Below are 24576 nucleotides of genomic sequence, written 5' to 3'. Positions count from 1 at the left end.
TAATAATAAAAGGCATTCCTTAAGATATGCCCTTTATTATTAAAAATCGCTAACCCGTTAAGCTACGCCCCGACAGATTCCTTCGCGGCGTACAATACCTCAGCGTTGATTTCCTTGAAACCGCGATCGCGCGCAAATTTCTCAGTATTACGCTTCACTTTCCCACGAACAAATCCCGGAATTTTATTCAATTCTGCTTGACCATCTTTTGTCCAATTCAAATCAGAATCAGCAGAAATTCCCCTAGTAATTACTTCTTTGGTATCATGACCACCAAAGATTTCTAATAGGTGATCTTCCATTCCCAAAGTGAAGGAATTGTAGATCAAATCTGTAATCTGATTTGTACCTTCGTAACCCATAAATGGTTTGTAACCAATGGGGAAGTTTTGGACGTGGATTGGTGCAGCAATTACGCCACAGGGGATATCCAAACGCTTCCCAACGTGGCGTTCCATTTGGGTGCCGAAAATGGCAGAGGGTTCGACACGAGCGATCGCATCCCCAATTGCACCATGATCTTCGGAAATTAGCACTTCATCGCAATATTCGCTAACCTGTTCGCGGAACCAGTCTGCATCATATTTACAGTAGGTTCCAGCCCAAACAACATGAATCCCCATTTCTCGCGCCAGAATCTTGGTAATGGCGGCGGCGTGGGTGTTGTCACCAAAGACCACAGCTTTTTTACCAGTCAAGTTTTGACAGTCAATTGAACGCGAGAACCAAGCAGCCTGAGATACATACAAGGTTTGCTCATTGATGAAGTTTTCGTAGTCAACTTCTGCACCTTGAGCGTTGATTACCTGCTGAATCTTGCGAATACAACGGGCAGTTTCCACTACACCCATTGGAGTAATGTCTATATAAGGTGTGCCGAATTGTTCTTCCAGGTAACGAGCGGTGGTTAAACCAAGTTCACGGTAAGGCACTAGGTTAAACCAGGCTTTGGACATCTTTTTCAAGTCGTTCACTGAAGCACCTTCGGGAATTAAGGTATTTATCTCAATTCCCAAGTCAGCCATCAGCCGTTTCAGTTCGGTGCAGTCGTGATTGTTGTGGAAACCAAGGGTGGTAGTACCGATAATGTTAACCGAGGGCTTTGCAGTTTTGCCCTCTGGCAATTCGCGCCGCTTCCGGGCTTTTTCAATGTAGTATTGGACGATTTGATCGAGAGTGCGATCGGCGGCTTGCAGTTCGTTGTAGCGGTAGTGGTTCACATCCGCCAGCATTACATCCCCTTTTGCTTCCAACTGCGATCGCTCGACAAAGTTGTGCAAATCCTCTTGCAAAATGCTGGAGGTGCAGGTGGGAGTTAACACAATCAAATCTGGGTGTTCCTCGGCATCCTTGCGGATGATGTTATCTACCACCTTCTCTTGAGAACCGCGTGCCAAAACGTTGCGATCGACGACACTGGTTGTCACCGGGGTAAAATCCCTCTCGCGCGATAACATGGAGCGCATGACGTTAAAGTAGTCATCGCCAATGGGGGCGTGCATGATCGCATGAACATTTTTAAAAGAAGTAGCGATTCGCAGAGTGCCGATGTGGGCTGGGCCTGCATACATCCAGTAAGCCAATTTCATGTTTGTGTTCTCCCTTTTCAACAGAAATAACACGGAGTCCGATAAGAGTGGACTATAAGTGCTTGATTATTATTAAATCGTTTCTGATTGTCTCAAAACTTGTAGCCCTAAAGAAGTGAAGAGTTGTAAGGGTTTTATCTGCGGTGTGCAGGCGTAGCATCACCCAAACCTAATTACTGATTGGGATCTAGCTTCTGACTTTAACAACACGGCTGTTATTTTATTTAAATAAATCTTAATTTTTCGGCAAATTTGTTTTTAATTTGGGGCGAGGTGCTAACCCCCCTTAAAAAGAGGGGAATAATATTAGCACAATTTGCTCAATCGAGAGAGTATAAATTAATCTAGAGAGGTGTTAATTACTGCCGAAAAATTTCTACTTTTTGTAACACCACCTCTTGATTTGGACGATCTCTAGTCGTAGGCACATTGGCGATCTGGTTGACTATATCTAGACCTTGGACAACTTCACCAAAAACACTGTGTTTGTTGTCAAGGTGAGGCGTTGCTGCTTCTGTAATGAACCATTGTGAACCATTTGTACCGCGTCCGGCATTAGCCATCGACAGGATACCTGCACCAGTATGTCTCAATTCAGGATGAAACTCATCTTCAAATTGATATCCGGGGCCACCAGTACCCCATCGGCTGGCCGTATCCAGATAACGACTCAGAGGATCGCCACACTGAATCATAAAATCAGGGATGACCCGGTGAAAGCGAATCCCATCGTAGGCTGGAGTCCCCTTACTAGATTCACCAGTTTTAGGGTCTTTCCAGTCGATTGTTCCGGTTGCTAGACCGACAAAATTTTTGACGGTGTTGGGGGTTTTGTCTTCCTCCAAACGAACTACAATTTCACCCAAGGAAGTAGTTAAACGAGCGTGCAGCGTGCCATTACCGGGAATATTAATTTCTGGAAAGTTCATCTGATATCCTATTTTAACAAGTGCCAGTATTTGACCTATACAAGTTTATCAGCATTCAAGTTGCTCGCTTTAGTCATTACAAAAAAACTGAACGAAGGAAACTTGAGCAAAGGAATATTTCACTCTGGCAAATTTATCGCTGGATTACGGCTAAAGAATCCTCTAGGGACTAGCTTAAAGCCAACTCGGTGTGTTGGCATGACAGGCCAATCTTCCGATCGCGGAATATGAGTTATGCCCATTGTGTACCACAGCACGATATCTTCACCCATCAAGGATTCATCGTCTGCAATATATTTTGGTAAACCTTGTCCAGGTTGAGTCTGGTTGGGATAATCGCCGCCTGCATAGAGTTCAGCAGGTTTATATTTTGTTACCCAGACGTGGTGAGTTGCAAATTCTGCCCGTTGACGGATTTTTGAGCCTTCCACAGGGAAAAATATGGAGTTTCCTCCCGGCATCAGCATATATCCAGGTGCAGCGCCTAAAGCATTCTTCTTATTTGCACTCACAATCATCCATTCCCGACTGTGTTTTATATCCAAATCGCGGACAGCAGCCGTTTCTTTTGTTAGTGGGGTTTCTGCAAGTGCGATCGCATTTCCTAAAGGATTTTTCTCATCCATCGGCAAAGCTTTGACATTCATTTCCATCACGGAATTAGCTTGACCATCGACATCGAAATCTAGGCGATAGTTGAAAAAGTGCTGGTGATTTACTCCGAAGATATTCTTCGCAATTAACCGACCATAAGAATTATCCTCAGATTGCTTTTCATCAGCCGTTCCCTGTGCAAGTACAATACCCGTTAATTCGTTCTGGACTTCTAAAGTTCCATCCTGGTGAAAGATCCAATTGATGCTGTAATCATAGTTGTCAACTGCCACCGTCATCGTCATCACTAATTCTCGACTGCGACGGACATCATTACGCTGAGTATTATATTCATAGTGCTTCCACAGCATTCCGTTATCGCGCTCGTAGATACCGATAACCCCTGGCATTACATAAGGTTCTCCCTGTTCATTAGCAAATACAGCATTTAGTAATAGGCCGTTTTCGGGAATTTCCTTAGCTAACTCCATCGTATTTGCTAGCAAACCAAGGTTATATTCTCCAACATCAAAGGCATTTCTAAATGACCAAGTAGGCTCAGGATCGCCATAAGGTACTACCATTTCTGATAGGCTAGCGCGGTATAAAACTGATCGGATATTTTCCCCTTCCTGGTGCGTCACTTGGTACAGCATTAATCCATTACGAGGATGCATTAAATAGCGAAACTTCCAACCTTGCCAGCTAATTTCATTGTCTTTGATCTGGAAACTTGCACCATTTGGTTGGAGAATCTTTAATGCTTTAAGTGGTGAAAGTAATTTGCCCAAAGATTTGATATCGTAGTCCCAGTTTTCCTTAGAGAAAGGTACGTTTCCTCTGTCAACAAAACTGGCGATTTTACCTGTGTTCAAATTGACCGTTGCTAGCACTCCTTCAATCGGACTACCGTAATAGTTCCAGCCTTTACCCTTATAGTAAGATAAGCTCCGACAAAGACGATTACCTGTTGCTTGTTCTTGTTGACTGAGGATTCCAGGTGCCCACGAACTGATTTGGACTTGATCGAAATCAGTAATTCCCCGCCTTTGCATCGCTTTTTGCCATTGAGGATCGGCTTTGACTATCTGAGTTGCTAGTTCATATTCTGAATTAACGATCGCAGGTTGGACAGAGAATATTTCTTTCCAAGAACTTAAGGTTTTGCTTGTCAGATCAACAATTCCCTCAAAGGTTTTGTTTTGCAATCGCTCAGAGATTACCAAAAAAGCTTTTCGCCCAAAGGCTTTACCAAGTGTAAAATTCAGAACTTCTTTTTTATCTGGTTCTTGTAAAGCAATCAGTGGAAAAACAGCCATTTCGGTGAAAGTTTTTTCTCTTTTGATCACCGAAACAGCTGTACTAATTTCTGCCTCTGTTAGCGAAGTGAGAGGATGGGAAATCGAAGGCTGTTGAGCCGTCAATATTTCCATTAGTCCCAGTGAGATCGAAATAACGACAATGATCGGAATAGCTAGCCGCAAAAAACGCTTTAACCGCTTAGTCATCTTTTACATTTTTAGAAAAGACTTATAGTTATCTATTTCCAAGCCTAAGATTGAAAACCGATAAAATATAGAAGCTAAAGCAAAATTAATTTACGCCTCAGCAATTAAGCAGAAACCAAACGGCGTAAAGATTCAGCACGGCGTTTAGCAATAGCGTTATTTGGAGCCAGTTTTAGTGCTTCCTCGTAACTTTCTAACGCCTGAGTAGTTAATTTTTTTTTCTCGTAAGCGTGGCCGAGATTATTCAACCCTGTCACATAGTCTGGTTTAGATTTGAGAGCTTCTTTGTACTGACGAATTGCTAAGTCATATTGCTCTTGGCTAAAATAAATATAACCCAGCCCGTTGTAAATGGGGGCGATATCTTTTTCTTCCTCTTCTTGGGCAGCTTTCAGAGCTTTTTGAAACAGCGCGATCGCTTGGGAATACAATTTTTTTTCTGAATAAATACTGGCTAACTCATAATATTCTTGAGTCGTACCCTTTTCTTTCTCTAACTTCTTTCGCAATTTGGCAAAGGAGCCTTCAATCTTGCGAGTTTTGAAAATCTGGCGAACAACACCCACGGCTGCAAGTGTAAGGAAACCTACCAAAATTGAGAGATAAACAACGGCTAGACTATTATCCATTGCTGCAAATATAAATATTAAAACTTACTTCTGTAATCTATTATCAGCCTATTGGGCATGAGGGAGATAAGGATAATTATCCTAACTCCTGTACAGACGCGATTAATCGCGTCTCTCTTTTACGGTAAACCCCAATATTCAGAGCGTTGCTTGAGCCAACCTTCTGCTAAGTAATGAGCGATCGCTTGATTCACATTTCTTCTTAACTCATCGTACTGCAATCCCTTGGGCATGACTACAGCCAAGGGTTCAGTTGATAGCTTGGTTGGTAGTAGCCGATATTGGGGATATTGTTGCACCCAACCGCTCAGAACGCTAGCATCTGCGGCAAAAGCTACGGCGGCATTATTTTCTATTTTCTCTCGCGCTTCGTCATAGGAATTCACTCCTACTAACTCGGCATTTGGCACATAGTACCGCACTTTCGCAATGGTACTGGAATTGTTGAGTACAGCAACTTTTTGTTTTGCTAAATCACTCAACTGCTGTACAGAGGCATCTTTTGTAACTAATACAGTGCTATCCAAATAGTAGGGAACACTGAAACTAACTATACGGCTGCGAGACTCGGTTGCTGTCACCCTAGCGATCGCAAAATCAACTTTCTTGTCTAAGACTACAGATAAGCGATCGCGATTTGCTACAGGTTTAAATTTGACAGCCTCGGCTTTCCCAACCAAATCAACTGCCAAGCGCTGTGCTAAGTCAATTTCCAAGCCCTGCAAATTGCCACTAGCATCTCTAAATCCCAAGGGACGCAAGTTATCCTTAACGGCAACAGTTAGATAGCCTCGCTGCTGAATTTCTGGCATTTCGGCAGCAGATGCAGTTAATCTTGTCCCCACTATGGAAAAGCAAAAAAACCAAAAAATAGTGGCGGATAATACCAGATGTAACCGAGTAATTACTTGCCATCTGCTACATCTGTTATACATCCGTTGCCACCTTTATCCTTTAGCTTGATTTGCCAATTCCGCAACTTTGCCGAAGCTAGCTGGATCGAGAACTGCCAATTGCGCCAACATCTTGCGATTTAGTAAGATATCAGCTTTTTTCAGATTACCGATCAATTGGCTGTAACTCAACCCGTGTTGCCTTGCAGCAGCATTGATCCGGGTGATCCAAAGGCGACGAAAATCGCGCTTTTTCTTTTTGCGATCGCGGTAGGCACTCCGTAGCGCCTTCATCACTTGTTGGTTGGCGGTTCTAAACAGAGTTGAATGGGAACCGCGAAAACCTTTAGCTAGTTTGAGAATTTTATTGCGGCGCTTCCGAGCTACATTACCGCGTTTTACCCGTGTCATAACTTATTTCCTGAAGGACTTACAAATATGGGAGCATCAAACGCACGTTGAGTTCATCGCGTTCATGTACAAGTGTACTCTGGCGCAGGCTACGCTTCTTGTTGGAAGATTTGTGCTCTAAAAGGTGGCTTTTAAAAGCTTTCCGACGGACGATTTTGCCGGTGCCGGTGGCACGGAATCGCTTTGCTGCTGCTTTACGAGTCTTTAGTTTAGGCATGGTTTAGCTTTAATTAGACACGATCCATTATTATACTAATAAAATTGCTTGAATGGAAATTAAGTAACCGATTTAAGGAATATCCTCACTTCAGAAAACTGTCTCTAAATCCCGATAACCACTGACAACAGGTACAACTTCCACACCGCCATCAATGGGACGATAAAATATCAAGTAATCTTCTACTGGGAAACTCCGTAAACCGTTGCTAAAATTATCGCAACTTTACCCTATATTAGGAAAATCAGCCAACAGTTTACACTGCTGTTTAATTTTTTCGTTGAATCTTCGAGCCGCATCAGGATTAAACCGAGTAATATAACGAGTAATATCCTTGAGGTCTTGTTTTGCTGAAATTGTTAAAACATACCGACTCATTATTTAGAAGCCTCTGCTTGTTGCATTTGAGCTTCAGCGCGTCGGATATCTTCCTCAATTTCTGCAAATACCTCTTCACCATCAACTACTTCACCACGCTCGGAGGCTTCAATACCTTCTTGGATTTTAGCTTTCAATTCTGCTAGACGCTGCTCTCGAATGCATTGGCGTAGCCCGCCGCAGGCATCGCGTTCATCTCGCAATCTCAATGCTTCGCCCATCACCTCACTAACTGAGTGGTATAGACCACTATTAACTTTATCCTTAACCAACTGCTCTAGTTCTGGGGTCAAAGATATATTCACAACTATTACCTCATTCGATTTACTCTATATGCTAACCGAAAGGGGTTAGAGCAAAGTTAATTCGCTGCTGTTTGAGCTTCTTGATAAATTACTTCTTGAAACTGGATCATATCTTTTTGGGGATCGGCGTGGCTAACTTTCACTAATATCTGTTCGCCTAACTTTACAGAACGTTTGAAAACCATTGGTAACTGCAAGCCCAAATCTTCTAACAAAATTAGTGCCAAATTGCTGTCTTCCCGCAGCCACATCAACACTGTCACTTCCCAAGTTTCCTCTGGATGACGGCGTAAATACTCTAGAGCATAATATCTATTAGTTTGTCGTTCCACCATCGTCACTTCTTGGGTGATGCTGGTGACAGTTATCATTACTTCTTTTAGTTGTTCTGCGGAAAATGGTAAAACTTCACCCCGCAAATGGGCTTTAATTTGAAAGTGGGTGAGTAAGTCACTGTAGCGGCGGATGGGAGAGGTTGCTTGAGTATAAGTATCCAAACCCAAACCAGCATGACGCAAAGGCGTAATGCTCATTTCACTCTTGGGCATACAACGACGCATGGCGCAGGCGCGAACGAATCCAGCCGGAAGTAGGAGCAATTCCTCATCTGGAGGTAATTCTGGTTGCGGTTGACCACGAAACGGCAAAGGTATGTTATGAGCTTTACCATAACGAGCCGCAACTTCACCGGCCAGAATCATCATTTCTGCTACCAGTTGCCGCGATGGGGAATCGTCCAAAATGTCAATGTTGATCTCGTCATCTTTGACTTTGATCGTCGCTTCGGGCATAGTAATGCTAATTGCCCCTTGAGCGTAACGCCAAGTTTTGCGCTTCTTTGCCCAAATAGCGATCGCGGCAATTTCTGGTTCTGCTTGTACGCGTAATTGCAGCATTTCATCTACATCTTCGTAGGTGAGGCGATAAGTCGGCTTAATCAAGCTGCTATGAATGCTGTAATCTTCTACTACCCCACTTGTACCTAAAACAATCCCGAAACTGAGGGCGCAACAAACCCGTCCCTGGATCAGACTCATTGGCCCAGTTGCCAATACCTCTGGGAACATCGGAATCATTCCCGTAGGTAAATAGACTGTACTACCCCGTTTTCTGGCTTCCAAATCTAATTCATCTTCCGGCACTAACCAGCGAGTGGGATCGGCGATATGCACCCATAGGCGTTCCCGTCCATCGGGGAGTACTTCCCAACTCAGACCATCGTCGATCTCTGTGGTAGTTTCATCATCAATGGTGTAGACCTTCAGGTGAGTCAGATCAAGGCGGTTTGTATCTGAGTCAATCGGCGGGAAATCCAAACGCTGTTGCGCCACTTCTAATACCTTATTAGGAAACTGAATCGGAATTGAAGAACGACGCAGGAACAAGTTTTCATAAGGACTCCAGCAACCCAAATCCACCAATAGTTGAAAGGCTCCTTGGGGTGTTGTCGGTCGTCCCAGCATGGTCATAGTTTCTAATACTGGAACGCTTGGCGGATAAGCGCGAGCCAAGGAGTCATGATTTAACCCCGTCCGCCCAGTGTCAGCAAGCAGCGTTGCATATTTTTCTAGTCCTTCTAAGCGCTGGCGATCGTGGCGTCCCCACTCGATTGTTTCACCTTTGAGCGCCTGCTCTACGCGAGTTAAAAATTCCTGCTGTCCCTTAGCTTTTTGTGCCTCTACTTCCATCTGGTGCTTGCGTTCTGCCACTTGAGCAGCAGTTCGCGGCTCGTAAGCGTCTCCTTTTTGCTTGAAATAGAGTTTGTCGTCTGATAACAAGCAATAGGCGGCGTAACAAGGAGGCGCGGCTGATTCTGAAAATAGCAGATTCGCCATTTGCTCTGGGGTGACTGTTTCCCCATCTTCAACCAGTAATTCCCAAGCTATTTCCAAGCTAGATGGATCTAAATAAGGCTTAATTTGCTCCAAAAAGCCGGCAATCCCAGAGGGCTTGTAAGTCTCTTTGGTAACTGTATAGGTTATTTGTTTAGGCGCGAGGCTGTGGGATTGACCACGTTCGTCTACCACAAACCAGCGGGTTTTACCGTCTGGACGTTCTACGATGCCCAGACGGCGATCGCCTTGAACCCTAAATTCAACTAGCGTCCCCTTCTCCACAACTCTCGCACTTTAATTTGGTGAACAGTTTAAAAAATAGTTAGGAGTGAGGAGTTAATTGATAACTCATAACTCATAACTCATCACTTTTTTTAGCCTTCCGCGTTGATGAATGGCAATAAAGCCACAATCCGCGATCGCTTAATTGCTAATGTCAATTCTCGCTGTTGCTGAGATGTCAGCCCAGTAATCCGACGTGGGAGTATTTTACCGCGCTCGGTGACAAACTTACGCAATAAATCAACATCTTTATAATCGATTGGGTCTCCTGGCTTGATCGGAGAAAGGCGACGACGGAAATAACTCATCTTTACTTAATTTCCTTGTGAACGGTATGTTTATTGCAGTGGGTGCAGAACTTTTTCAGTTCTAGCCGATTAGTGGTGTTGCGGCGATTCTTTGTACTGGTATAACGTGAAACACCAGCAGAACGCTTATTTGAATTTGTCCGACACTCGGTACACTCTAGTGTCACAATTATCCGGGCACCTTTACTCTTAGCCATAATCTTACAAACAGTGAAGCCTGAACAGAATTAACACAAATCACTATCTTCTCACATTCCGCCGCATATTATCAACTAATCTTTTAATTTTTATATCGAGCGAGTAGCCACGACGCGAGGAAACGATGAAAGTTCCGCAATAGCGATCGTGTAAAGCTTGCCGCATCTGGGCATCAGAGAAGGCAGTCCCACAATCAATTGCTAAGGGAAGTATTAGCAGTATAGCAGTGGGGTTGGCTGTAATATTGCTTAGGGCAATTGACACGAAAAGGGCACCCAAGCCGACGATCGCCTCTCGCTTCATTAGTGAGAGCAAATCTGGAATTCTGCCCATTATTTGCCCATCTTCGACTTCTAACACCTTTAAATCGAACGCCCAACGCCCTAAACTTTGCCCTTGATTGTTATATGGCACCAGCACCCGCAAAACTAGCCAAAGTATTACGAAAACTAAGATTTCAACAAATTGAATACCGATATTGCCGCTTCCCAGTAGGGAACTGACTAACCAGACACCAAGAAAATCAAGCCCCAATGCCATACTTCGCCGCCCAATGTCAGCCTTAGGATAGTGTTTTTGCGGAACTCGTTCGATTGTCATACAAAATAGGTATTTTTATTTAGGGGTTGGGAAATAATCATTGCTTATAATTTCCAACATTATATACTTTCTTAATTGAGTGGTCAGTGTTACTTTCCGAGATACTATAGACTATAGATATATGCGATGGATATAGTATCAATTAAAACTGGTAAGAAGATAATGAAACAGTGGTATGAAGAATTATTTGAGAATTATGCAGATAAGTATGATCAGGAGGGTTATACCTCTGGAACCTTGGGTGAAGTTGATTTTATTGAAAAAGAACTTGATTATGATAAAAATAAGTTAATCCTTGATGTTGGCTGTGGAACCGGCAGACATTCACTAGAACTGGCCAGGCGTGGTTACAGTGTTACAGGGATCGATTTATCAGAATCTATGCTCGAAAAAGCCAGAAAAACTGCGGCTGTTGAAAAACTAAAAATTGATTTTATCAAAAAAGATGCCCGTAATTTTTATTTAGAAACAAAATTTGATCTTTCAATTATGATTTGTGAGGGAGCTTTTCCTTTAATGGAAACAGATGAAATGAACTTTTCTATTTTAAAAAATATTTATAGCTCCTTAAAATCTCCAGGTAAGCTTATATTGACTACCTGCAATGGTTTATATCCTCTGTTTAATTCTGTTAAGGATTTTCTTAACTCGAATCCTGGTGAAGCCAAAAGCCTGGAAAGTTCTTTTGATTTGATGACTTTCCGTGATCATTCCGTTTATGAAATAACTGATGATTCAGGTAATAAAAAAGTTATGAAATGTAATGAAAGATATTATACTCCCCCAGAAATTAACTGGCTGCTTAAATCGATTGGTTTTAGCAGAACAGAAATTTTCGGCTGCCATTTAGGGGCTTTCAGCCGTAATCATAAACTAACCACTGAAGATTATTAAATGCTTGTTGTTGCTTCAAATATAGCCTGAATAAAACAATGAGCGAGATATAAGGTAAAAAGTTAGAGGCGATGATCGCTATGTTATCAGTCAGCGATGCACAAGCAATTATTTTAAATTTAGTACAACCGTTGGCTCATCAACGGCATACAGAAGTTGTCGATTTATTGGCAGCCGATAGTCGCATTTTGGCAACGCCTGTCACCAGTTCGCTAGATTTTCCCCATTGGGATAATTCGGCAATGGATGGCTACGCAGTTCGCTACGAAGATGTACAGCACTCTAACACCGAACAACCAACCGTTTTAGAAATTGTTGAAGAGATTCCGGCTGGGTATCAGCCCAAGTCTACGATTCAATCAGGGCAAGCCGCAAGGATTTTTACAGGTGCGGTGATGCCAGCAGGTGCAGATACTGTAGTTATGCAAGAGAAGACACGCCAAAAGGACAACCGTGTATTTATCCTGGATGCGTCAAAACCGCAAGAATTTGTCAGACACAAAGCATCTTTTTACCAAGCTGGAACACAACTACTACCAGCAGGAATTAAGTTAAATGCCCCAGAAATTGCCGTATTGGCAGCAGCACAATGTCCGCAATTAAGTGTTTATCGTCGTCCGCGTGTGGCAATTTTTTCTACTGGTGATGAGTTGGTATCAGTTGACAAACCGTTGCAACCAGGGCAAATTGTGGATTCTAATCAGTATGCGATCGCAGCTTTGGTAAAGCAAAGTGGGGCAGAACCGTTAATTTTAGGTATTGTTAAGGATGATCCAGTTGCTTTGGAGAAAGTCATTGCCCACGCCGTTGCGATCGCTGATATAGTTCTTTCTTCTGGTGGTGTTTCAGTGGGAGATTATGACTATGTTGACAAAATTATAGACTCACTAAAAGCAAAAATCCACATTCGGGCTGTACAGATAAAGCCAGGAAAACCCCTCACCGTCGCCACTTTCCCTAGTACAGACGCGATTAATCGCGTCTCTCCACTTTACTTTGGTTTGCCAGGAAACCCTGCTGCTGTATTGGTGACATTTTGGCGGTTTGTGCTACCAGCAATCAAGAAACTTTCGGGAATTACTGAAGGTTGGGAAGCAGTATTTTTGAAAGTGCGATCGCATGATGAATTGCGATCGGACGGCAAGAATGAAACTTACCTTTGGGGTAAATTGCATTTAATTGATGGTGTTTACGAATTTCACAAAGCTGGTGGTAGTCACAGTTCCGGCAATTTAATTAATTTAGCTCAAACCAATGCCTTAGCTGTTCTACCGATGGGTAAAACATTAATTTCCCCACAAGAAGAGGTGGAAGTTTTGCAGCTTATTAATAGGTAATGGGGAGTGGGGGAGATAAGGGAGATGAGGGAGCATGGGGAGAAAGAATAACTAATGCAATGCCCAATGCCCAATGCCCAATGTTAAAATATCTGCTCAAAAGCCTCAATCAAACTGTTAACTTCCTCAATGGTGTTGTAATGCACCATACTCACCCGGACTATTCCACCTTGCGATGCTAATCCCAGGTATTCAATCAGCCGTTTAGCATAAAAGTCACCGTAGCGAATCCCAATGTAATGTTGATCAATTTTTGCCGGAATGGTCGAGCTATTGATTCCATCTACCACAAAAGATATAGTTGGTACACGAGATTGACGGTCAGCCTTTGATTGACCAATGACTCGCACATTAGACTTGCTGTTGAGGTAATTTAGGAGGCGAGCGCTAATCTTTTCTTCATGTATGCTAATTAAATCAAACGCCTGTACCATTTGATTTCTCAAATCAGGTGCAGTCTCATTGCCATAGTGCAATTGTGCTAACTCACTTAAATAATCACATAAACCTAACATTCCATAACTTAATTCAAAATTGACATTCCCTAACTGAAATTTATAAGGTATATCTGTCTGTTCAATAAAATAATGGTTAATACTAGGCAATCTTAATAAATGTTCTTCTTTACCATAAAGTAAGGCATGATGTGGTCCATAGACTTTATAACAACTCAAAGCATAGAAATCAACATCTAAATCTTGGACATCAACTAATCTATGGGGTGCATAAGCTACACCATCTACACAAATCATCGCGTTGCGATCGTGTACAAATGCAGCAATTTCTTTAATTGGGTTAATCGTTCCCAGAACATTAGAAGCATGAGTCAAAGCTACTAGTTTGGTACGTTTAGTCATCAATGGTTCTAAATCTGCTAAATGAAGTTCAAAGGTATCTGGGCGAATTTCCCATACTTTAACCTTTATTCCTTGTTTTTCAAGAGCAAGCCAAGCACCAATATTGGACTCATGGTCACAATTAGTAACAATAATCTCATCACCAGATGTAAAGGTTTGACCCAAACAAATTGAGAGAACTTTCAACATCATTGTAGTAGATGGTCCCATCACCACTTCTTTATAAGAAGTGGCATTAATGAAAGTAGCCATTCCCCTAGTTGCTAAAGCTAATCGTTCTCCTGCAAGTTGAGAAACTGCATAAGAAGCTCCCAACTGAACATCAGAATTCAGGAGATATTCGCTAATTCTATCTACTACTTTTTTTAGGGTTTGTGAACCACCAGCATTATCAAAAAAAGTCCATTCACCAGCTAGAGCGGGAAAATATTGGCGAGCTTTATCAAGATTCAAGAGCATAGTATAAGTTTTGTAGAGAATCTTCTTTACCCTAGTTTACCTTTTGGCAAGTCGCCCACAGAGCATTTAAATCCTCTTTTGGTGTTTACAGCTTGTTGTGACAGCCTTCTTGCTCTGCAAGAATCTCTCTAAAGGGGGTGTACATGACGATCAAAAGAGTATATTACTGACATATCTAACTTTCAGCAAGGGTTAGTATCTTAATTCTTCACAATTCTCGCCAATTTTATTTGATCAGTTTAAGGTAGGTCAAAGCAATTATTGTTTTGATTCATAATTCCTTGATTGAAAACAAAGGAACGACCTATGAACACTACGGTTAAATACGACATCCAGGTTATCAAGGATGAAGCACTTCAACTTGTTAAAAAGAGACTTGTTAACCGTCAGCAGCCAATTTATAGTCTCTATAAATATATTCCTCATCGTGACTGGGTTAATTTTGAACGGGAGTTAGAAAAAAACGAATTTCTTCTCAGAGATAGAATTATCGACCTACTGAATCATGAATCGTGGGAAGACGATTGAGGCTGTATCTAGAAGCTGAACCTAATTAGTAGCATCCCAATAAAATCAAAATTACAAATTAATTTTTCAGGATTAAAAAGCCTCGGATTAAGTTGGGAGTTATGAAAGTAAGTAATAAATCTTGATGAATGGGTTAAGTAGTTGAAGTCATGATTGATGATGTATCAAATATTTTTTTACCCCACCCTAACCCTGCCCTTTATCAGGGGAGGGAACCGAATTTTTCTTGTTTCCCTCCAATATATCGGGGGGATTAAGGGGGGTAACAATTTGATTAAAATCACAACATATCACTTTTCAAACAACCTCTTAGCGATCGCTCAAATTTTGCTGTACTGCTGAATCGAGAATAGTGAAAAACTAATCTGCTTTCTCATCCCCTAGATTTGAAGTTTTCACAGCATTTCATCCCAGAGCTAGACGCAAAAATTTTTATAGTAATTTACCATGACGGGGGAAATGTACCTCACATAGCTGGAGACCGGAAAGAAAAATGAGGTCGTGACCTAGCTAAATTTCTGGAATTCGTCATCATGTATGAACTAGTTCAAACTGTCTTCAACGGTGATGAAAAAACTGATCTGCATCAGTTGATTTATGCGTTGAGTGCTTCAGGTAAGCGTTACTTTCTGAGAAATGAGATTTTGCAAGCTTTTGCCGATTACTGTCATCAATTCCAAAAGCCAGCCTATTTTTACTACTCTTCTTCTGTTGGCAAACTGATACAGTACACTCACGAAATAATTCTTGAAGAGGAAAGTACTTGGTTAGTGGTTCGATCGAGGATTGCTAACCAAGAAGTTTGGCAACTGACAGCCGATAGCAAGTTCGAGCAGATGACACCCCAAGCGCTGCTAGATGTGAGAGATCGCCTAGTCAACCGCTACCAAAACCACATCCTCGAAATCGATCTCCACCCCTTCTATGAGAGTTCCCTAAGAATCGACGACGCCAGAAATATCGGTCAAGGTTTAGCTTTCCTCAACCGTTACCTGTGCAATCAATTGTTCACTGACCCCGAATATTGGTTAGAAAAGTTATTTCAAGCATTACAGGGGCTGCAATACGATGGTATTCGCTTGCTGTTTAGCGATCGCATTACCTCCGGTATTCAGTTAGCCAAACAAATTAAACAAGCGCTCAACTTCCTAAGTGAGCTTGAGCCTGATGAACCATATCAAAAATTTAGCTTAGACTTCCGAGAATTAGGCTTTGAGCCGGGTTGGGGTAACACTGCGGCGCGAGTCTCCGAAACTCTAGAACTCCTCGACCGACTCATTTACTCCCCAGAACCTGGCATTTTAGAAACATTTGTACACCGCGTTCCTGCTGTCTTTCGCGTCGTCCTCATTTCCATCCACGGCTGGGTGGGACAGGAGGATGTTTTGGGAAGAAATGAAACACTCGGTCAAGTTATCTACGTCCTCGAACAAGCTCGCAGCTTAGAAAAGGAACTGCGTGAACATATCAAACTCGCTGGACTTGACCTGCTGGGCATTAAACCCCATGTAATTATTCTGACGCGGCTAATCCCTAACTGTGAAGAGACATTTTGCAACCTGCGTTTAGAAAAAGTCCAAGATACTGAAAATGCTTGGATATTGCGGGTTCCTTTTGGTGAATTTAATCCTGAAGTCACTAACAATTGGATTTCTAAATTTGAGATTTGGCCTTATTTAGAACAATTTGCTTTAGATGCAGAAAAAGAATTACTAGCTCAATTCCAAGGCAAACCTAATCTGCTCGTCGGCAATTACAGCGACGGTAATTTAGTAGCCTTTCTTTTATCTCGCCGGATGAAAGTTACCCAGTGCAACATTGCCCATTCTTTAGAAAAGCCTAAACATCTATTTAGCAATTTATATTGGCAAGATTTAGAAGATCAATATCACTTCTCGGTACAATTCACCGCCGATTTAATTAGCATGAATGCAGCCGAGTTCATCATCACATCGTCCTATCAAGAAATTGTCGGCACACCCGACAGCATAGGTCAATATGAGTCGTATAAGTGCTTTACGATGCCGCAACTTTATCATGTGGTTGATGGAATTGATTTGTTTAGTCCTAAATTCAATTTAGTGCCGCCGGGGGTAAATGAGAATATTTTCTTTCCCTATAGCCAAAAAGAAGACCGAGATTCTAACTTTGGCAAACAAGTTCACGACCTACTCTTTAGCCGCGAAGACCCCCAAATCTTTGGTAAGTTAGATCACCCTAAGAAGCGACCAATCTTTGTTGTTGATACCATCACTTCAATCAACAATCTCACTGGTTTAGCGGAATGCTTTGGCAAAAGTCAGGCGTTGCAAGAGCGTTGTAACCTGATCCTCTTAAGTAGTAAACTGCATCCACATGAAGCTATAAACTCAGACGAAGCAGAAGAAATTCAAAAACTCTACGACATTATTGATCAATATCATCTCAATGGCAAGATTCGCTGGGTGGGGATGCGTATCCCTAGCAGTGAACTCGGCGAAGCCTACCGAGTAGTTGCAGATTCTCAGGGAATTTATGTCCATTTTGCCCACTTTGAATCTTTCGGACGAAGTATTTTGGAAGCGATGATTTCCGGCTTACCTACTTTCACTACTCAATTTGGTGGCTCTTTAGAAATTATCGAGAACCAAGAAAACGGGTTTAATGTTAATCCTACAGACTTAGAAGGCACAGCAAAGAAAATTTTAGACTTCCTGGAAAAATGCGATACTCATACTGAATACTGGCAAGAAGTTTCAGAATGGATGAGTCAGCGAATTCATCACAAATATAATTGGCATTTACATAGCAATCAATTACTACTGCTTGCTAAAATGTTTAGTTTTTGGAACTTTGTTGCTCCCGAAAATAACGAAGCCAGAGATCGGTACATGGAAGCCTTATTTCATCTGATTTATAAACCCAGAGCTGAAAAGATTTTGGAAAAGCATCTGGGGGGATTAGGGAGTGGGGAGTGGGGAGTGGGGAGTGGGGAGTGAGGGATGAGGAAATGAGGGAAATTAGAGACTCGTTCATCCACCTCCGAACTCCATTCATCCACCTTTGAACTCCGTTCATCCACCTTTGAACTCCGTTCATCCACCTTTGAACTCCGTTCATCCACCTTTGAACTCCGTTCATCCACCTTTGAACTCCATTCATCCACCTTTGAACTCCGTTCATCCACCTTTGAACTCCATTCATCCACCTTTGAACTCCATTCATCCACCTTTGAACTCCATTCATCCACCTTTGAACTCCATTCATTCACCTTTGAACTCCATTCATCCACCTCGGAACTCCGTTCATTCACTTCGGAACTCCGTTTATCCACCTAAGAGACTCGTTCCCCACTTCCCAATTTATGGACAAAAAAGGTCGTTCTCGCCATTTTATCTACACAGACTGGATATTAATCGAAACCCAGTTTGACCCTGAGCAATTACACTCGAAAGAAACGGTTTTTACAATCGGTAATGGATACTTGGGAACAAGGGGCAGTTTTGAAGAAGGTTATCCTCAGGCATCGCCAGCTACTTTTATCCACGGTGTCTACGATGATGTGCCTGTGGTGTACACTGAACTGGTAAATTGCCCTGACTGGCTACCCTTGGTAGTGATTGTGAATGGCGATCGCTTCCGTCTCGATCAAGGTGAGATATTACGCTACGATCGCCAGCTTGATTTACGCTACGGACTTATCAGCCGTTCCTTACGTTGGCGCTCTCCCAGTGGTAACACCATAGATATCAGCTTTGAACGTTTTGCTAGTCTTGCCGATCCCCATGTGTTGGCGCTACGCTGCCATTTAACGCCAGTAGATTTTGATGGGTTAATCGAACTTCAAGCTAGTATCAATGGCTATCCAGAAAATCAGGGTTTTAATCACTGGGAAGGACTAGACCAGGGTAAAACTGACCAAGGAATCTGGTTAGAACGCCGCACCCGCAATTCTCGAATTGAACTCGGTATGGCAGCTAAGGTGACAATATCAGGCATTGAAGCATCTTTGCAAGTCAATACCGCACCTGGTTATCCCACCTTGAGTACGACCTTCTTCGCTAAAGCGCAACAGACCGTAACAGTAGAAAAACTCGTGACGGTTTTTACCTCGCGGGAGATTGAAACACCAGTCCCAGCAGCTCAAGAAAAACTCGCGCACCTGCCAGACTACGCAACATTACTAAAAGCCAATGAACAGGCATGGTCTGAGGTTTGGCAGCAAAGTGACATCCTAATTGAGGGGGATAGCACAGCTGCTTTTGCTGTTCGCTACAATCTGTTTCAGCTGCTGATTGCGGCTCCACAACATGATGATCAGGTGAGCATTCCTGCTAAAACCCTTTCGGGGTTTGGCTATCGCGGTCATGTTTTTTGGGATACAGAAATTTTTATGCAGCCCCTGTTTCTGTTTACCCAACCAGCGATCGCCCGCAACTTACTCAGTTACCGTTGGCACACTTTGGATGGAGCTAGACGCAAAGCAGCCCATTACGGGTATAAAGGGGCAATGTTTGCCTGGGAAAGTGCTGTTACTGGAGACGAAGTGACACCACGTTGGGCTATTGGCAGTGATTTTTATGGTGAAGACGTGCGGATTTGGTGCCGCGATCACGAAATTCATATCAATGCAGATATCCCTTACGCGATTTGGAACTACTGGCAAGCCACTGGTGATGATGAGTGGATGCAAAAGCGTGGTGCAGAGATTATCTTAGATGCCGCCATTTTTTGGGGTAGCCGCGTGGAATTCAATCCTGAGCGCGAAAAGTATGAAATTCGGGGAGTAATCGGAGCGGATGAATACCATGAATTCGTCCACAACAACGCCTTTACAAACCGCATGGCGCAATGGCATTTAGAGAAAGCGATCGCAGTCTATGATTGGTTGAGTGAGAATTTCCCCGAACGAGTCAGCGAACTAGAAGAGAAACTAAAACTCACCTCAGACGAGCGATCCCACTGGCAAGATATCATTGCCAAAATGTTGTTTTTCTATGAGCCATTAACAGAACTAATCGAGCAGTTTGAGGGATTTTTCCAATTGGAAGATATCAACTTAGCAGATTATGAACCCCGCGATCGCTCCATGCAACCGATCTTGGGTATGGAGAAAACCAACAAATCTCAAGTACTCAAGCAGCCAGATGTATTAATGCTCCTATATTTAATGCGGGAATCAGCTGATTTCCCTTACAACGAAAAAGCATTGCAGACAAGCTGGGACTATTACGCACCCCGCACCGATATTACCTATGGTTCGTCTCTAGGCCCTGCAGTTCACGCCATCTTAGCATCAGATTTGGGCAAATCAACCGAAGCTTACGAACTATTTATGCGGGCGTTAATGGTCGATCTTGAAGATAACCGAGGTAACACCAGCGATGGAATTCACGGCGCTAGTGCTGGTGGCATTTGGCAAGCTGTAATTTTTGGGTTCGGCGGCATCCAACTAACCGAAAATAGTCCTGTAGCCAATCCTCACCTACCCCCTGGTTGGACGCGCCTGAAGTTTAAACTGCACTGGCAAGGCAAATGGCACGACTTCGATCTGCATGGAGAACAAGTTTCCTCAGATATCACTCGTCAACTAGAACTTCTCCAACTTTCCCTCTCCCCAAATCCCCCCTCATCCCCCCCACTCCCATTCGGCTACGTTCACGGCAAGCCCACTGCCCAATCCCCAATGCCCAACATCCAAGGATTCATCTTCGATCTAGATGGTGTACTAACAGATACAGCAGAACTTCACTATCTAGCTTGGAAAAAGCTAGCAGATGAAGAGGGTATTCCGTTTAATCGCGAGGCTAACGACGCGCTGCGGGGTGTATCCCGTCGTGCTTCTCTAATGCTGATTCTTGGAGATAGACCGTATTCGGAAGCACAAATCCAGGAGATGATGGAGCGGAAGAATCGCTATTATGTGGAATTGCTGCAAAACATGACAGCCAAGGATTTGTTACCAGGTGCGATCGCCCTTTTGGATGAACTGCGGCAAGCTGGGATTAAGATTGGTATTGGTTCAGCTAGTAAAAATGCCCGGACAGTGATCGAGCGATTGGGCATTGCGGATAAAGTAGATGCGATCGCAGACGGTTATAGTGTAGAGCAACCCAAGCCAGCACCCGACCTATTTCTATACGCAGCCAAGCAGCTAGGACTCGAACCAGGGGAATCTGTAGTTGTTGAAGATGCCGCAGCAGGTGTTGACGCGGCTCTAGCTGCTGGTATGTGGGCGGTAGGACTGGGACCTACTGAACGAGTTGGAGCCGCTAATGTTGTTTTGCCCAGCCTAGAAGGGATCAAATGGGCAGATTTAAAAGCCAAATTAAGCAACATTAAGAGACAAAAACATTAAGGGACTGACAAATAAAATTTGTTGGATAAACCTCTGGCGTGGAACTTAAACTCAAGTGATGACACTGATAACTAATAACTGTTAAACTCCAAAAGCTAAGATTATCTAAGTAGTAAGCTCTTAGACATTTAACTTGCATATTACCTGAAAGTAAAACTGTTGTGGGGTGGGCAGCGTTCGACTGAGCGCTGACGCCGTACCCCTCCGGGGAAGCAAGCTACGCGTAGCGTTCCGCAGGAAAGTCTTGCCCCCCCTGGTTATGCAAATTAAAAGTACATTAGCTTAGTCAGATATCCAAATTAGGAATAAAAGCATGAATTTGGATGATTTAGCTTTACAGTTGCAGAATATGCATCAGCGCGTCGCCCTTTTGCAACGCCAGAGTCAACAGCAAAAAGCACAGGAAGATATTGAACTCTTCGCCGCAGTACTCCAAGAAGTCAACCTAGCTTTGGAAGAACTGCAAATAGCTAATGAAGACCTACAGCAGCAGAATGAAGAATTATTCAATACTCAACAAGATTTGGTGGCACAACGTCAACGCTACCAAGAACTGTTTGAAGAAGTACCAGACGCTTATTTGGTAACTGATACCAAAGGGGTAATTCAGGAAGCTAATTCTGCCGCCAGTACCCTACTAAACATTTCCAAGAGTTTCCTTTTGGGCGAACTCCTGGAGATTTATGTGCTTGAGAAAGAGATGATTGGTTTTCATTTGAAACTGACTCATCTGCGCGATCGCGCCGAAATCCCAGATTGGAAAATCCAAGAGTGGGAAGTAAACCTGCGACCACGTAACAGAACGCCGATTATTGCTGCGGTTAAGGTGGTTGCTATCCGTAATCAATATAGTAAGTTAGTCGGTCTGCGCTGGCTATTTCGAGACATTAGCGAAAGCAAGCGAACCCAAGCCAAGCTGCAATATGCAGAAGAGGCGATGCGACAAGCGCTGGCCAAAGAAAGGCAGTTTAGTGACCTTAAATCCCGCTTGCTCACGATCACCTCCCATGAGTTTCGCACCCCTTTGGCAACCATCCACTCTTCTGCCGAACTACTAGAATATTATCGCCATCTCTGGAACGACGAGCGACAAAATACCCACCTGCGTCGCATTCAAACATCAGTTATGCACATGACCCAGTTGTTGAATGATGTATTGCTGCTGAGTCAGAATGAAACAGGCAAGTTAGAGTTGAATCCAACACCCCTGAATTTGGTGGAATTTTGCCGCGATCTCTTAGAAGAATTACAACAGAGCGATCGCTCACAACATGCGATCGTTTTTAGCAGCGAGTGCCAATGCACAGAAGCTCACTTAGACGCTAAACTACTGCGGCAAATCTTGAGTAATTTATTCTCGAATTGTCTAAAATACTCTCCCATTGGTAGCACAGTTAAGTTTTCTGTCACCAGTGCCAACGATCAAGCTATACTCCAGACTCAAGACTCTGGTATTGGCATTCCCCCTTCTGACATTGAACACATCTTTGAACCCTTCCATCGCGCCAGTAATGCAGCCAATATCCCCGGAATGGGATTGGGAATGTCCATCGTCAAGCAGGCTGTAGATTTACATGGCGGCGAGATTACTGTTGAAAGTGCGATCGGTGCGGGAACTACCTTTACAGTCATTCTGCCATTTTCGAGAAATTTACAGGTAAATAGGGAGGCACAAATAAACTTAACTATGTGATTTATCGGAAAGTCGGAAATAATCAATCACTTTTCTTTATTGAATTAAAAACAAAATATAATTGCTTCTATGCTAAAAGGTCTTTAAACTAGAGCTAACCGGTCAACAATAAGTTGATTGTAAAGTTTTTCTTAACAGTAGCTTAGGGAAACGAACTCAAAGACTTTGTATTTTTAAATGTGAGTTGAAAATATTACGCCTGTGGTAATCTCTAACAAATCAGAATACGCACTTCTAGCCCTGTTAGAGTTGGCAAGCTGCTACCCTAAGGGTGAAGCCCTGCAAATTCGAGAGATAGCGGCATTGCAAGACATACCGAACCGCTATTTGGAACAACTCCTGGCAACATTAAGGCGTGGAGGTTTAATTAATAGTATACGCGGAGCCAAAGGTGGCTATGTTCTGGCACGAGCTCCCCAGAAGATTACAGTATTAGATGCTTTTAGTTGCATGGAAGGGTCAGATATTGTTGTCTCTGATTGTGAGCCGACTCCCAACACAGTAGAAGGTGAGCTAATTCAGGAAGTCTGGCAGGAAGCACGTCAGGCTGCTAACTCCGTTTTGGAAAAATATACACTCCAAGACCTTTGTGAACGAAGAGCAATCCGACAGCAGAAGGAACTCATGTATTACATTTAGATTACCTAGCTGAACAACTTTCGCTACGCTAATTTTTTTATTAATAGGACTTACGGAATAACTTAGGACTTACGCATTTATAGATCCCCCAACCCCCTTAAAAAGTTGGCTCTTTAAGATTCCCCCCTTTTTAAGGCAGGGCTGTTTCATTCGATCTCTAAAAGATAGAATGAAACAGCCCAGCTTTGGGTGAAGGGGAGACGCTAAAAGCGATATTTTCTTATTCCATGTTATTATTTTAGTAATTAGTTTTTGCGGTACTGTGAAAGTTTTATAACTGGAGACATAGACCAATTTAACTAATTATTTATAACAAGTAAAAAGTCATTATATTAATAATACTTTTTACTAGGGTGAACGCACGTCAAAAGTTCCAACGACACACTGAGAACGGCAGTATCCCTGGTAACGCAGAGAAGTCTTAAAACTTCAAAGCGTAAGAATCCCCAATTATAATCTCTGATTTAGTTGGGGTGCGTTCAATCATCCTATTTGCCTCAAGATAGAAGATTTTTCTCCCAAAAGATGTTGTATTTTGGTAAGAAAGCCTATTTATGAGGTTGACAATGGAGGCAAAAAGTGAAACATTCAACCGACGCGCACCGCTAATTACTGCTGGAATTTTTCTTGGTGTGGGTCTTGGAGGATTTCTTGATGGAATTTTACTGCATCAGATCCTCCAGTGGCATCACATGCTTAGTAACATTCGACCTCTGACAAAGACGGCGAATATAGATTTGAACATGGTATGGGATGGGTTATTTCATGCTTTAGATTGGGTATTCACCGTGGTAGGAGTTGTGTTGCTATGGCGTGCAGGAGGGCGTGATGATGTTCCTTGGTTATCACAGACCTTTATTGGGTCAATAGTGATTGGAACTGGGTTATTTGACTTGGTTGAAGGTTTAATTGACCACCAAATTCTCGGTATCCATCATGTGAAATCAGGCCCAAATCAGTTAGCTTGGGATTTAGGATTTCTTGCATTCGGTGCGCTACTTATTCTTATCGGCTGGATAATGATCAAAAAAGAGTCAGTAGTCAATAATCAATAGTCATCGCGTATGGGGCATTGGGCATTGGGCATAAATTATTCTCCCTTGTCCCCCTTGTCCCCCACTCCCCCCTCCCCCCTCCCCCCTATGCCTACAGATAC

At 42.9% G+C, this 24576-nt stretch carries 22 protein-coding genes; 8 read left to right on the top strand and 14 right to left on the bottom strand.

Annotated elements, in window-relative coordinates; translation table 11 throughout:
- Window positions 1-62 precede the first annotated feature (62 nt).
- The 13 genes from bchB to V7K15_RS16090 all read right to left on the bottom strand — a co-directional run bounded on the left by bchB (window position 63) and on the right by V7K15_RS16090 (window position 10676).
- A complete protein-coding gene (bchB, locus tag V7K15_RS16150) occupies window positions 63-1589 on the bottom strand; it encodes a ferredoxin:protochlorophyllide reductase (ATP-dependent) subunit B (protein ID WP_334906606.1) in 1527 nt (508 codons plus the stop codon).
- Between the two features lie 359 nt (window positions 1590-1948).
- Window positions 1949-2518, bottom strand: a complete 570-nt coding sequence (locus V7K15_RS16145) for a peptidylprolyl isomerase (RefSeq protein WP_334906604.1) — start codon at window positions 2516-2518, stop codon at window positions 1949-1951.
- A gap of 119 nt (window positions 2519-2637) precedes the next feature.
- Window positions 2638-4620 (bottom strand): primary-amine oxidase, encoded by a 1983-nt coding sequence (locus V7K15_RS16140; protein ID WP_334906602.1) that lies wholly within the window; start codon window positions 4618-4620, stop codon window positions 2638-2640.
- Window positions 4621-4724: 104 nt separating this feature from the next.
- On the bottom strand, window positions 4725-5249 hold the full coding sequence (locus tag V7K15_RS16135; protein WP_334906600.1) for a tetratricopeptide repeat protein: 525 nt from the start codon (window positions 5247-5249) through the stop codon (window positions 4725-4727).
- A 119-nt stretch (window positions 5250-5368) separates the two neighbouring features.
- Window positions 5369-6184: a transporter substrate-binding domain-containing protein gene (locus tag V7K15_RS16130; protein ID WP_334906598.1), complete on the bottom strand. Its 816-nt coding sequence runs from the start codon at window positions 6182-6184 to the stop codon at window positions 5369-5371.
- A gap of 12 nt (window positions 6185-6196) precedes the next feature.
- On the bottom strand, window positions 6197-6553 hold the full coding sequence (rplT, locus tag V7K15_RS16125; protein ID WP_229545555.1) for a 50S ribosomal protein L20: 357 nt from the start codon (window positions 6551-6553) through the stop codon (window positions 6197-6199).
- 19 nt (window positions 6554-6572) lie between these two features.
- Complete coding sequence (gene rpmI / locus V7K15_RS16120; RefSeq protein ID WP_292760699.1) at window positions 6573-6770, bottom strand: 50S ribosomal protein L35; 198 nt, start codon at window positions 6768-6770, stop codon at window positions 6573-6575.
- A 225-nt stretch (window positions 6771-6995) separates the two neighbouring features.
- Complete coding sequence (locus tag V7K15_RS16115; RefSeq protein WP_334906596.1) at window positions 6996-7148, bottom strand: type II toxin-antitoxin system RelE/ParE family toxin; 153 nt, start codon at window positions 7146-7148, stop codon at window positions 6996-6998.
- Window positions 7148-7453 (bottom strand): type II toxin-antitoxin system ParD family antitoxin, encoded by a 306-nt coding sequence (locus V7K15_RS16110; RefSeq protein WP_334906594.1) that lies wholly within the window; start codon window positions 7451-7453, stop codon window positions 7148-7150. The genes V7K15_RS16115 and V7K15_RS16110 overlap by 1 nt, the downstream gene beginning before the upstream one ends.
- A gap of 56 nt (window positions 7454-7509) precedes the next feature.
- Window positions 7510-9570 carry a ribonuclease catalytic domain-containing protein gene (locus V7K15_RS16105; protein WP_334906592.1) on the bottom strand — a complete coding sequence of 687 codons (2061 nt, stop codon included), beginning with the start codon at window positions 9568-9570 and terminating at the stop codon, window positions 7510-7512.
- A 92-nt stretch (window positions 9571-9662) separates the two neighbouring features.
- Entirely contained in the window at window positions 9663-9878 is a 216-nt protein-coding gene (gene rpsR / locus V7K15_RS16100; protein WP_094333177.1) for a 30S ribosomal protein S18, read from the bottom strand.
- A 2-nt stretch (window positions 9879-9880) separates the two neighbouring features.
- Window positions 9881-10075, bottom strand: coding sequence for a 50S ribosomal protein L33 (gene rpmG / locus V7K15_RS16095; protein WP_196524501.1), 195 nt, complete (start codon window positions 10073-10075; stop codon window positions 9881-9883).
- 43 nt (window positions 10076-10118) lie between these two features.
- On the bottom strand, window positions 10119-10676 hold the full coding sequence (locus V7K15_RS16090; protein ID WP_334906590.1) for an RDD family protein: 558 nt from the start codon (window positions 10674-10676) through the stop codon (window positions 10119-10121).
- 126 nt (window positions 10677-10802) lie between these two features.
- Here V7K15_RS16090 and V7K15_RS16085 point away from each other — a divergent pair, with 126 nt between their 5' ends.
- Together V7K15_RS16085 and V7K15_RS16080 are read left to right on the top strand one after the other, a co-directional pair.
- Window positions 10803-11570, top strand: a complete 768-nt coding sequence (locus V7K15_RS16085; protein WP_334906588.1) for a class I SAM-dependent methyltransferase — start codon at window positions 10803-10805, stop codon at window positions 11568-11570.
- A gap of 80 nt (window positions 11571-11650) precedes the next feature.
- Window positions 11651-12907, top strand: coding sequence for a molybdopterin molybdotransferase MoeA (locus tag V7K15_RS16080; RefSeq protein WP_334906586.1), 1257 nt, complete (start codon window positions 11651-11653; stop codon window positions 12905-12907).
- Between the two features lie 83 nt (window positions 12908-12990).
- Here V7K15_RS16080 and V7K15_RS16075 read toward each other — a convergent pair whose 3' ends face one another.
- A complete protein-coding gene (locus V7K15_RS16075) occupies window positions 12991-14223 on the bottom strand; it encodes a cysteine desulfurase-like protein (protein ID WP_334906584.1) in 1233 nt (410 codons plus the stop codon).
- 306 nt (window positions 14224-14529) lie between these two features.
- Here V7K15_RS16075 and V7K15_RS16070 point away from each other — a divergent pair, with 306 nt between their 5' ends.
- The 6 genes from V7K15_RS16070 (at window position 14530) to V7K15_RS16045 (ending at window position 24475) form a co-directional block, all read left to right on the top strand.
- Entirely contained in the window at window positions 14530-14751 is a 222-nt protein-coding gene (locus V7K15_RS16070) for a DUF4327 family protein (protein ID WP_334906582.1), read from the top strand.
- Window positions 14752-15284: 533 nt separating this feature from the next.
- Window positions 15285-17729, top strand: a complete 2445-nt coding sequence (locus tag V7K15_RS16065) for a sucrose synthase (protein WP_334906580.1) — start codon at window positions 15285-15287, stop codon at window positions 17727-17729.
- Between the two features lie 365 nt (window positions 17730-18094).
- Window positions 18095-21088 (top strand): beta-phosphoglucomutase, encoded by a 2994-nt coding sequence (pgmB, locus tag V7K15_RS16060; RefSeq protein ID WP_334906578.1) that lies wholly within the window; start codon window positions 18095-18097, stop codon window positions 21086-21088.
- 313 nt (window positions 21089-21401) lie between these two features.
- Window positions 21402-22781, top strand: coding sequence for a PAS domain-containing sensor histidine kinase (locus V7K15_RS16055; RefSeq protein WP_334906576.1), 1380 nt, complete (start codon window positions 21402-21404; stop codon window positions 22779-22781).
- A 201-nt stretch (window positions 22782-22982) separates the two neighbouring features.
- The gene (locus V7K15_RS16050) at window positions 22983-23420 is read left to right on the top strand and encodes an RrF2 family transcriptional regulator (RefSeq protein ID WP_334906574.1); all 438 of its coding nucleotides are present in this window, start codon (window positions 22983-22985) and stop codon (window positions 23418-23420) included.
- Between the two features lie 566 nt (window positions 23421-23986).
- On the top strand, window positions 23987-24475 hold the full coding sequence (locus V7K15_RS16045) for a DUF2243 domain-containing protein (protein WP_334906654.1): 489 nt from the start codon (window positions 23987-23989) through the stop codon (window positions 24473-24475).
- The last annotated feature ends 101 nt before the right edge of the window (window positions 24476-24576 follow it).

This window comes from Nostoc sp. (assembly GCF_036919815.1).
Classification (GTDB): Bacteria; Cyanobacteriota; Cyanobacteriia; order Cyanobacteriales; family Nostocaceae; genus Nostoc.
Note: the sequence above shows the minus strand (reverse complement) of the source record. Positions and strands in the feature narration are given on the sequence as shown.

What these genes read in the sequence shown, in the direction of transcription:
- V7K15_RS16085 (WP_334906588.1), top strand. Translation starts at nt 10,803, where the DNA reads ATGGATATAGTATCAATTAAAACTGGTAAGAAGATAATGAAACAGTGG.
- rpmG (WP_196524501.1), bottom strand. Translation starts at nt 10,075, where the DNA reads ATGGCTAAGAGTAAAGGTGCCCGGATAATTGTGACACTAGAGTGTACC.
- V7K15_RS16135 (WP_334906600.1), bottom strand. Translation starts at nt 5,249, where the DNA reads ATGGATAATAGTCTAGCCGTTGTTTATCTCTCAATTTTGGTAGGTTTC.
- rplT (WP_229545555.1), bottom strand. Translation starts at nt 6,553, where the DNA reads ATGACACGGGTAAAACGCGGTAATGTAGCTCGGAAGCGCCGCAATAAA.
- rpsR (WP_094333177.1), bottom strand. Translation starts at nt 9,878, where the DNA reads ATGAGTTATTTCCGTCGTCGCCTTTCTCCGATCAAGCCAGGAGACCCA.
- V7K15_RS16090 (WP_334906590.1), bottom strand. Translation starts at nt 10,676, where the DNA reads ATGACAATCGAACGAGTTCCGCAAAAACACTATCCTAAGGCTGACATT.
- pgmB (WP_334906578.1), top strand. Translation starts at nt 18,095, where the DNA reads ATGGACAAAAAAGGTCGTTCTCGCCATTTTATCTACACAGACTGGATA.
- V7K15_RS16045 (WP_334906654.1), top strand. Translation starts at nt 23,987, where the DNA reads ATGGAGGCAAAAAGTGAAACATTCAACCGACGCGCACCGCTAATTACT.
- V7K15_RS16140 (WP_334906602.1), bottom strand. Translation starts at nt 4,620, where the DNA reads ATGACTAAGCGGTTAAAGCGTTTTTTGCGGCTAGCTATTCCGATCATT.
- rpmI (WP_292760699.1), bottom strand. Translation starts at nt 6,770, where the DNA reads ATGCCTAAACTAAAGACTCGTAAAGCAGCAGCAAAGCGATTCCGTGCC.
- bchB (WP_334906606.1), bottom strand. Translation starts at nt 1,589, where the DNA reads ATGAAATTGGCTTACTGGATGTATGCAGGCCCAGCCCACATCGGCACT.
- V7K15_RS16075 (WP_334906584.1), bottom strand. Translation starts at nt 14,223, where the DNA reads ATGCTCTTGAATCTTGATAAAGCTCGCCAATATTTTCCCGCTCTAGCT.
- V7K15_RS16115 (WP_334906596.1), bottom strand. Translation starts at nt 7,148, where the DNA reads ATGAGTCGGTATGTTTTAACAATTTCAGCAAAACAAGACCTCAAGGAT.
- V7K15_RS16070 (WP_334906582.1), top strand. Translation starts at nt 14,530, where the DNA reads ATGAACACTACGGTTAAATACGACATCCAGGTTATCAAGGATGAAGCA.
- V7K15_RS16065 (WP_334906580.1), top strand. Translation starts at nt 15,285, where the DNA reads ATGTATGAACTAGTTCAAACTGTCTTCAACGGTGATGAAAAAACTGAT.
- V7K15_RS16055 (WP_334906576.1), top strand. Translation starts at nt 21,402, where the DNA reads ATGAATTTGGATGATTTAGCTTTACAGTTGCAGAATATGCATCAGCGC.
- V7K15_RS16145 (WP_334906604.1), bottom strand. Translation starts at nt 2,518, where the DNA reads ATGAACTTTCCAGAAATTAATATTCCCGGTAATGGCACGCTGCACGCT.
- V7K15_RS16080 (WP_334906586.1), top strand. Translation starts at nt 11,651, where the DNA reads ATGTTATCAGTCAGCGATGCACAAGCAATTATTTTAAATTTAGTACAA.
- V7K15_RS16130 (WP_334906598.1), bottom strand. Translation starts at nt 6,184, where the DNA reads ATGTATAACAGATGTAGCAGATGGCAAGTAATTACTCGGTTACATCTG.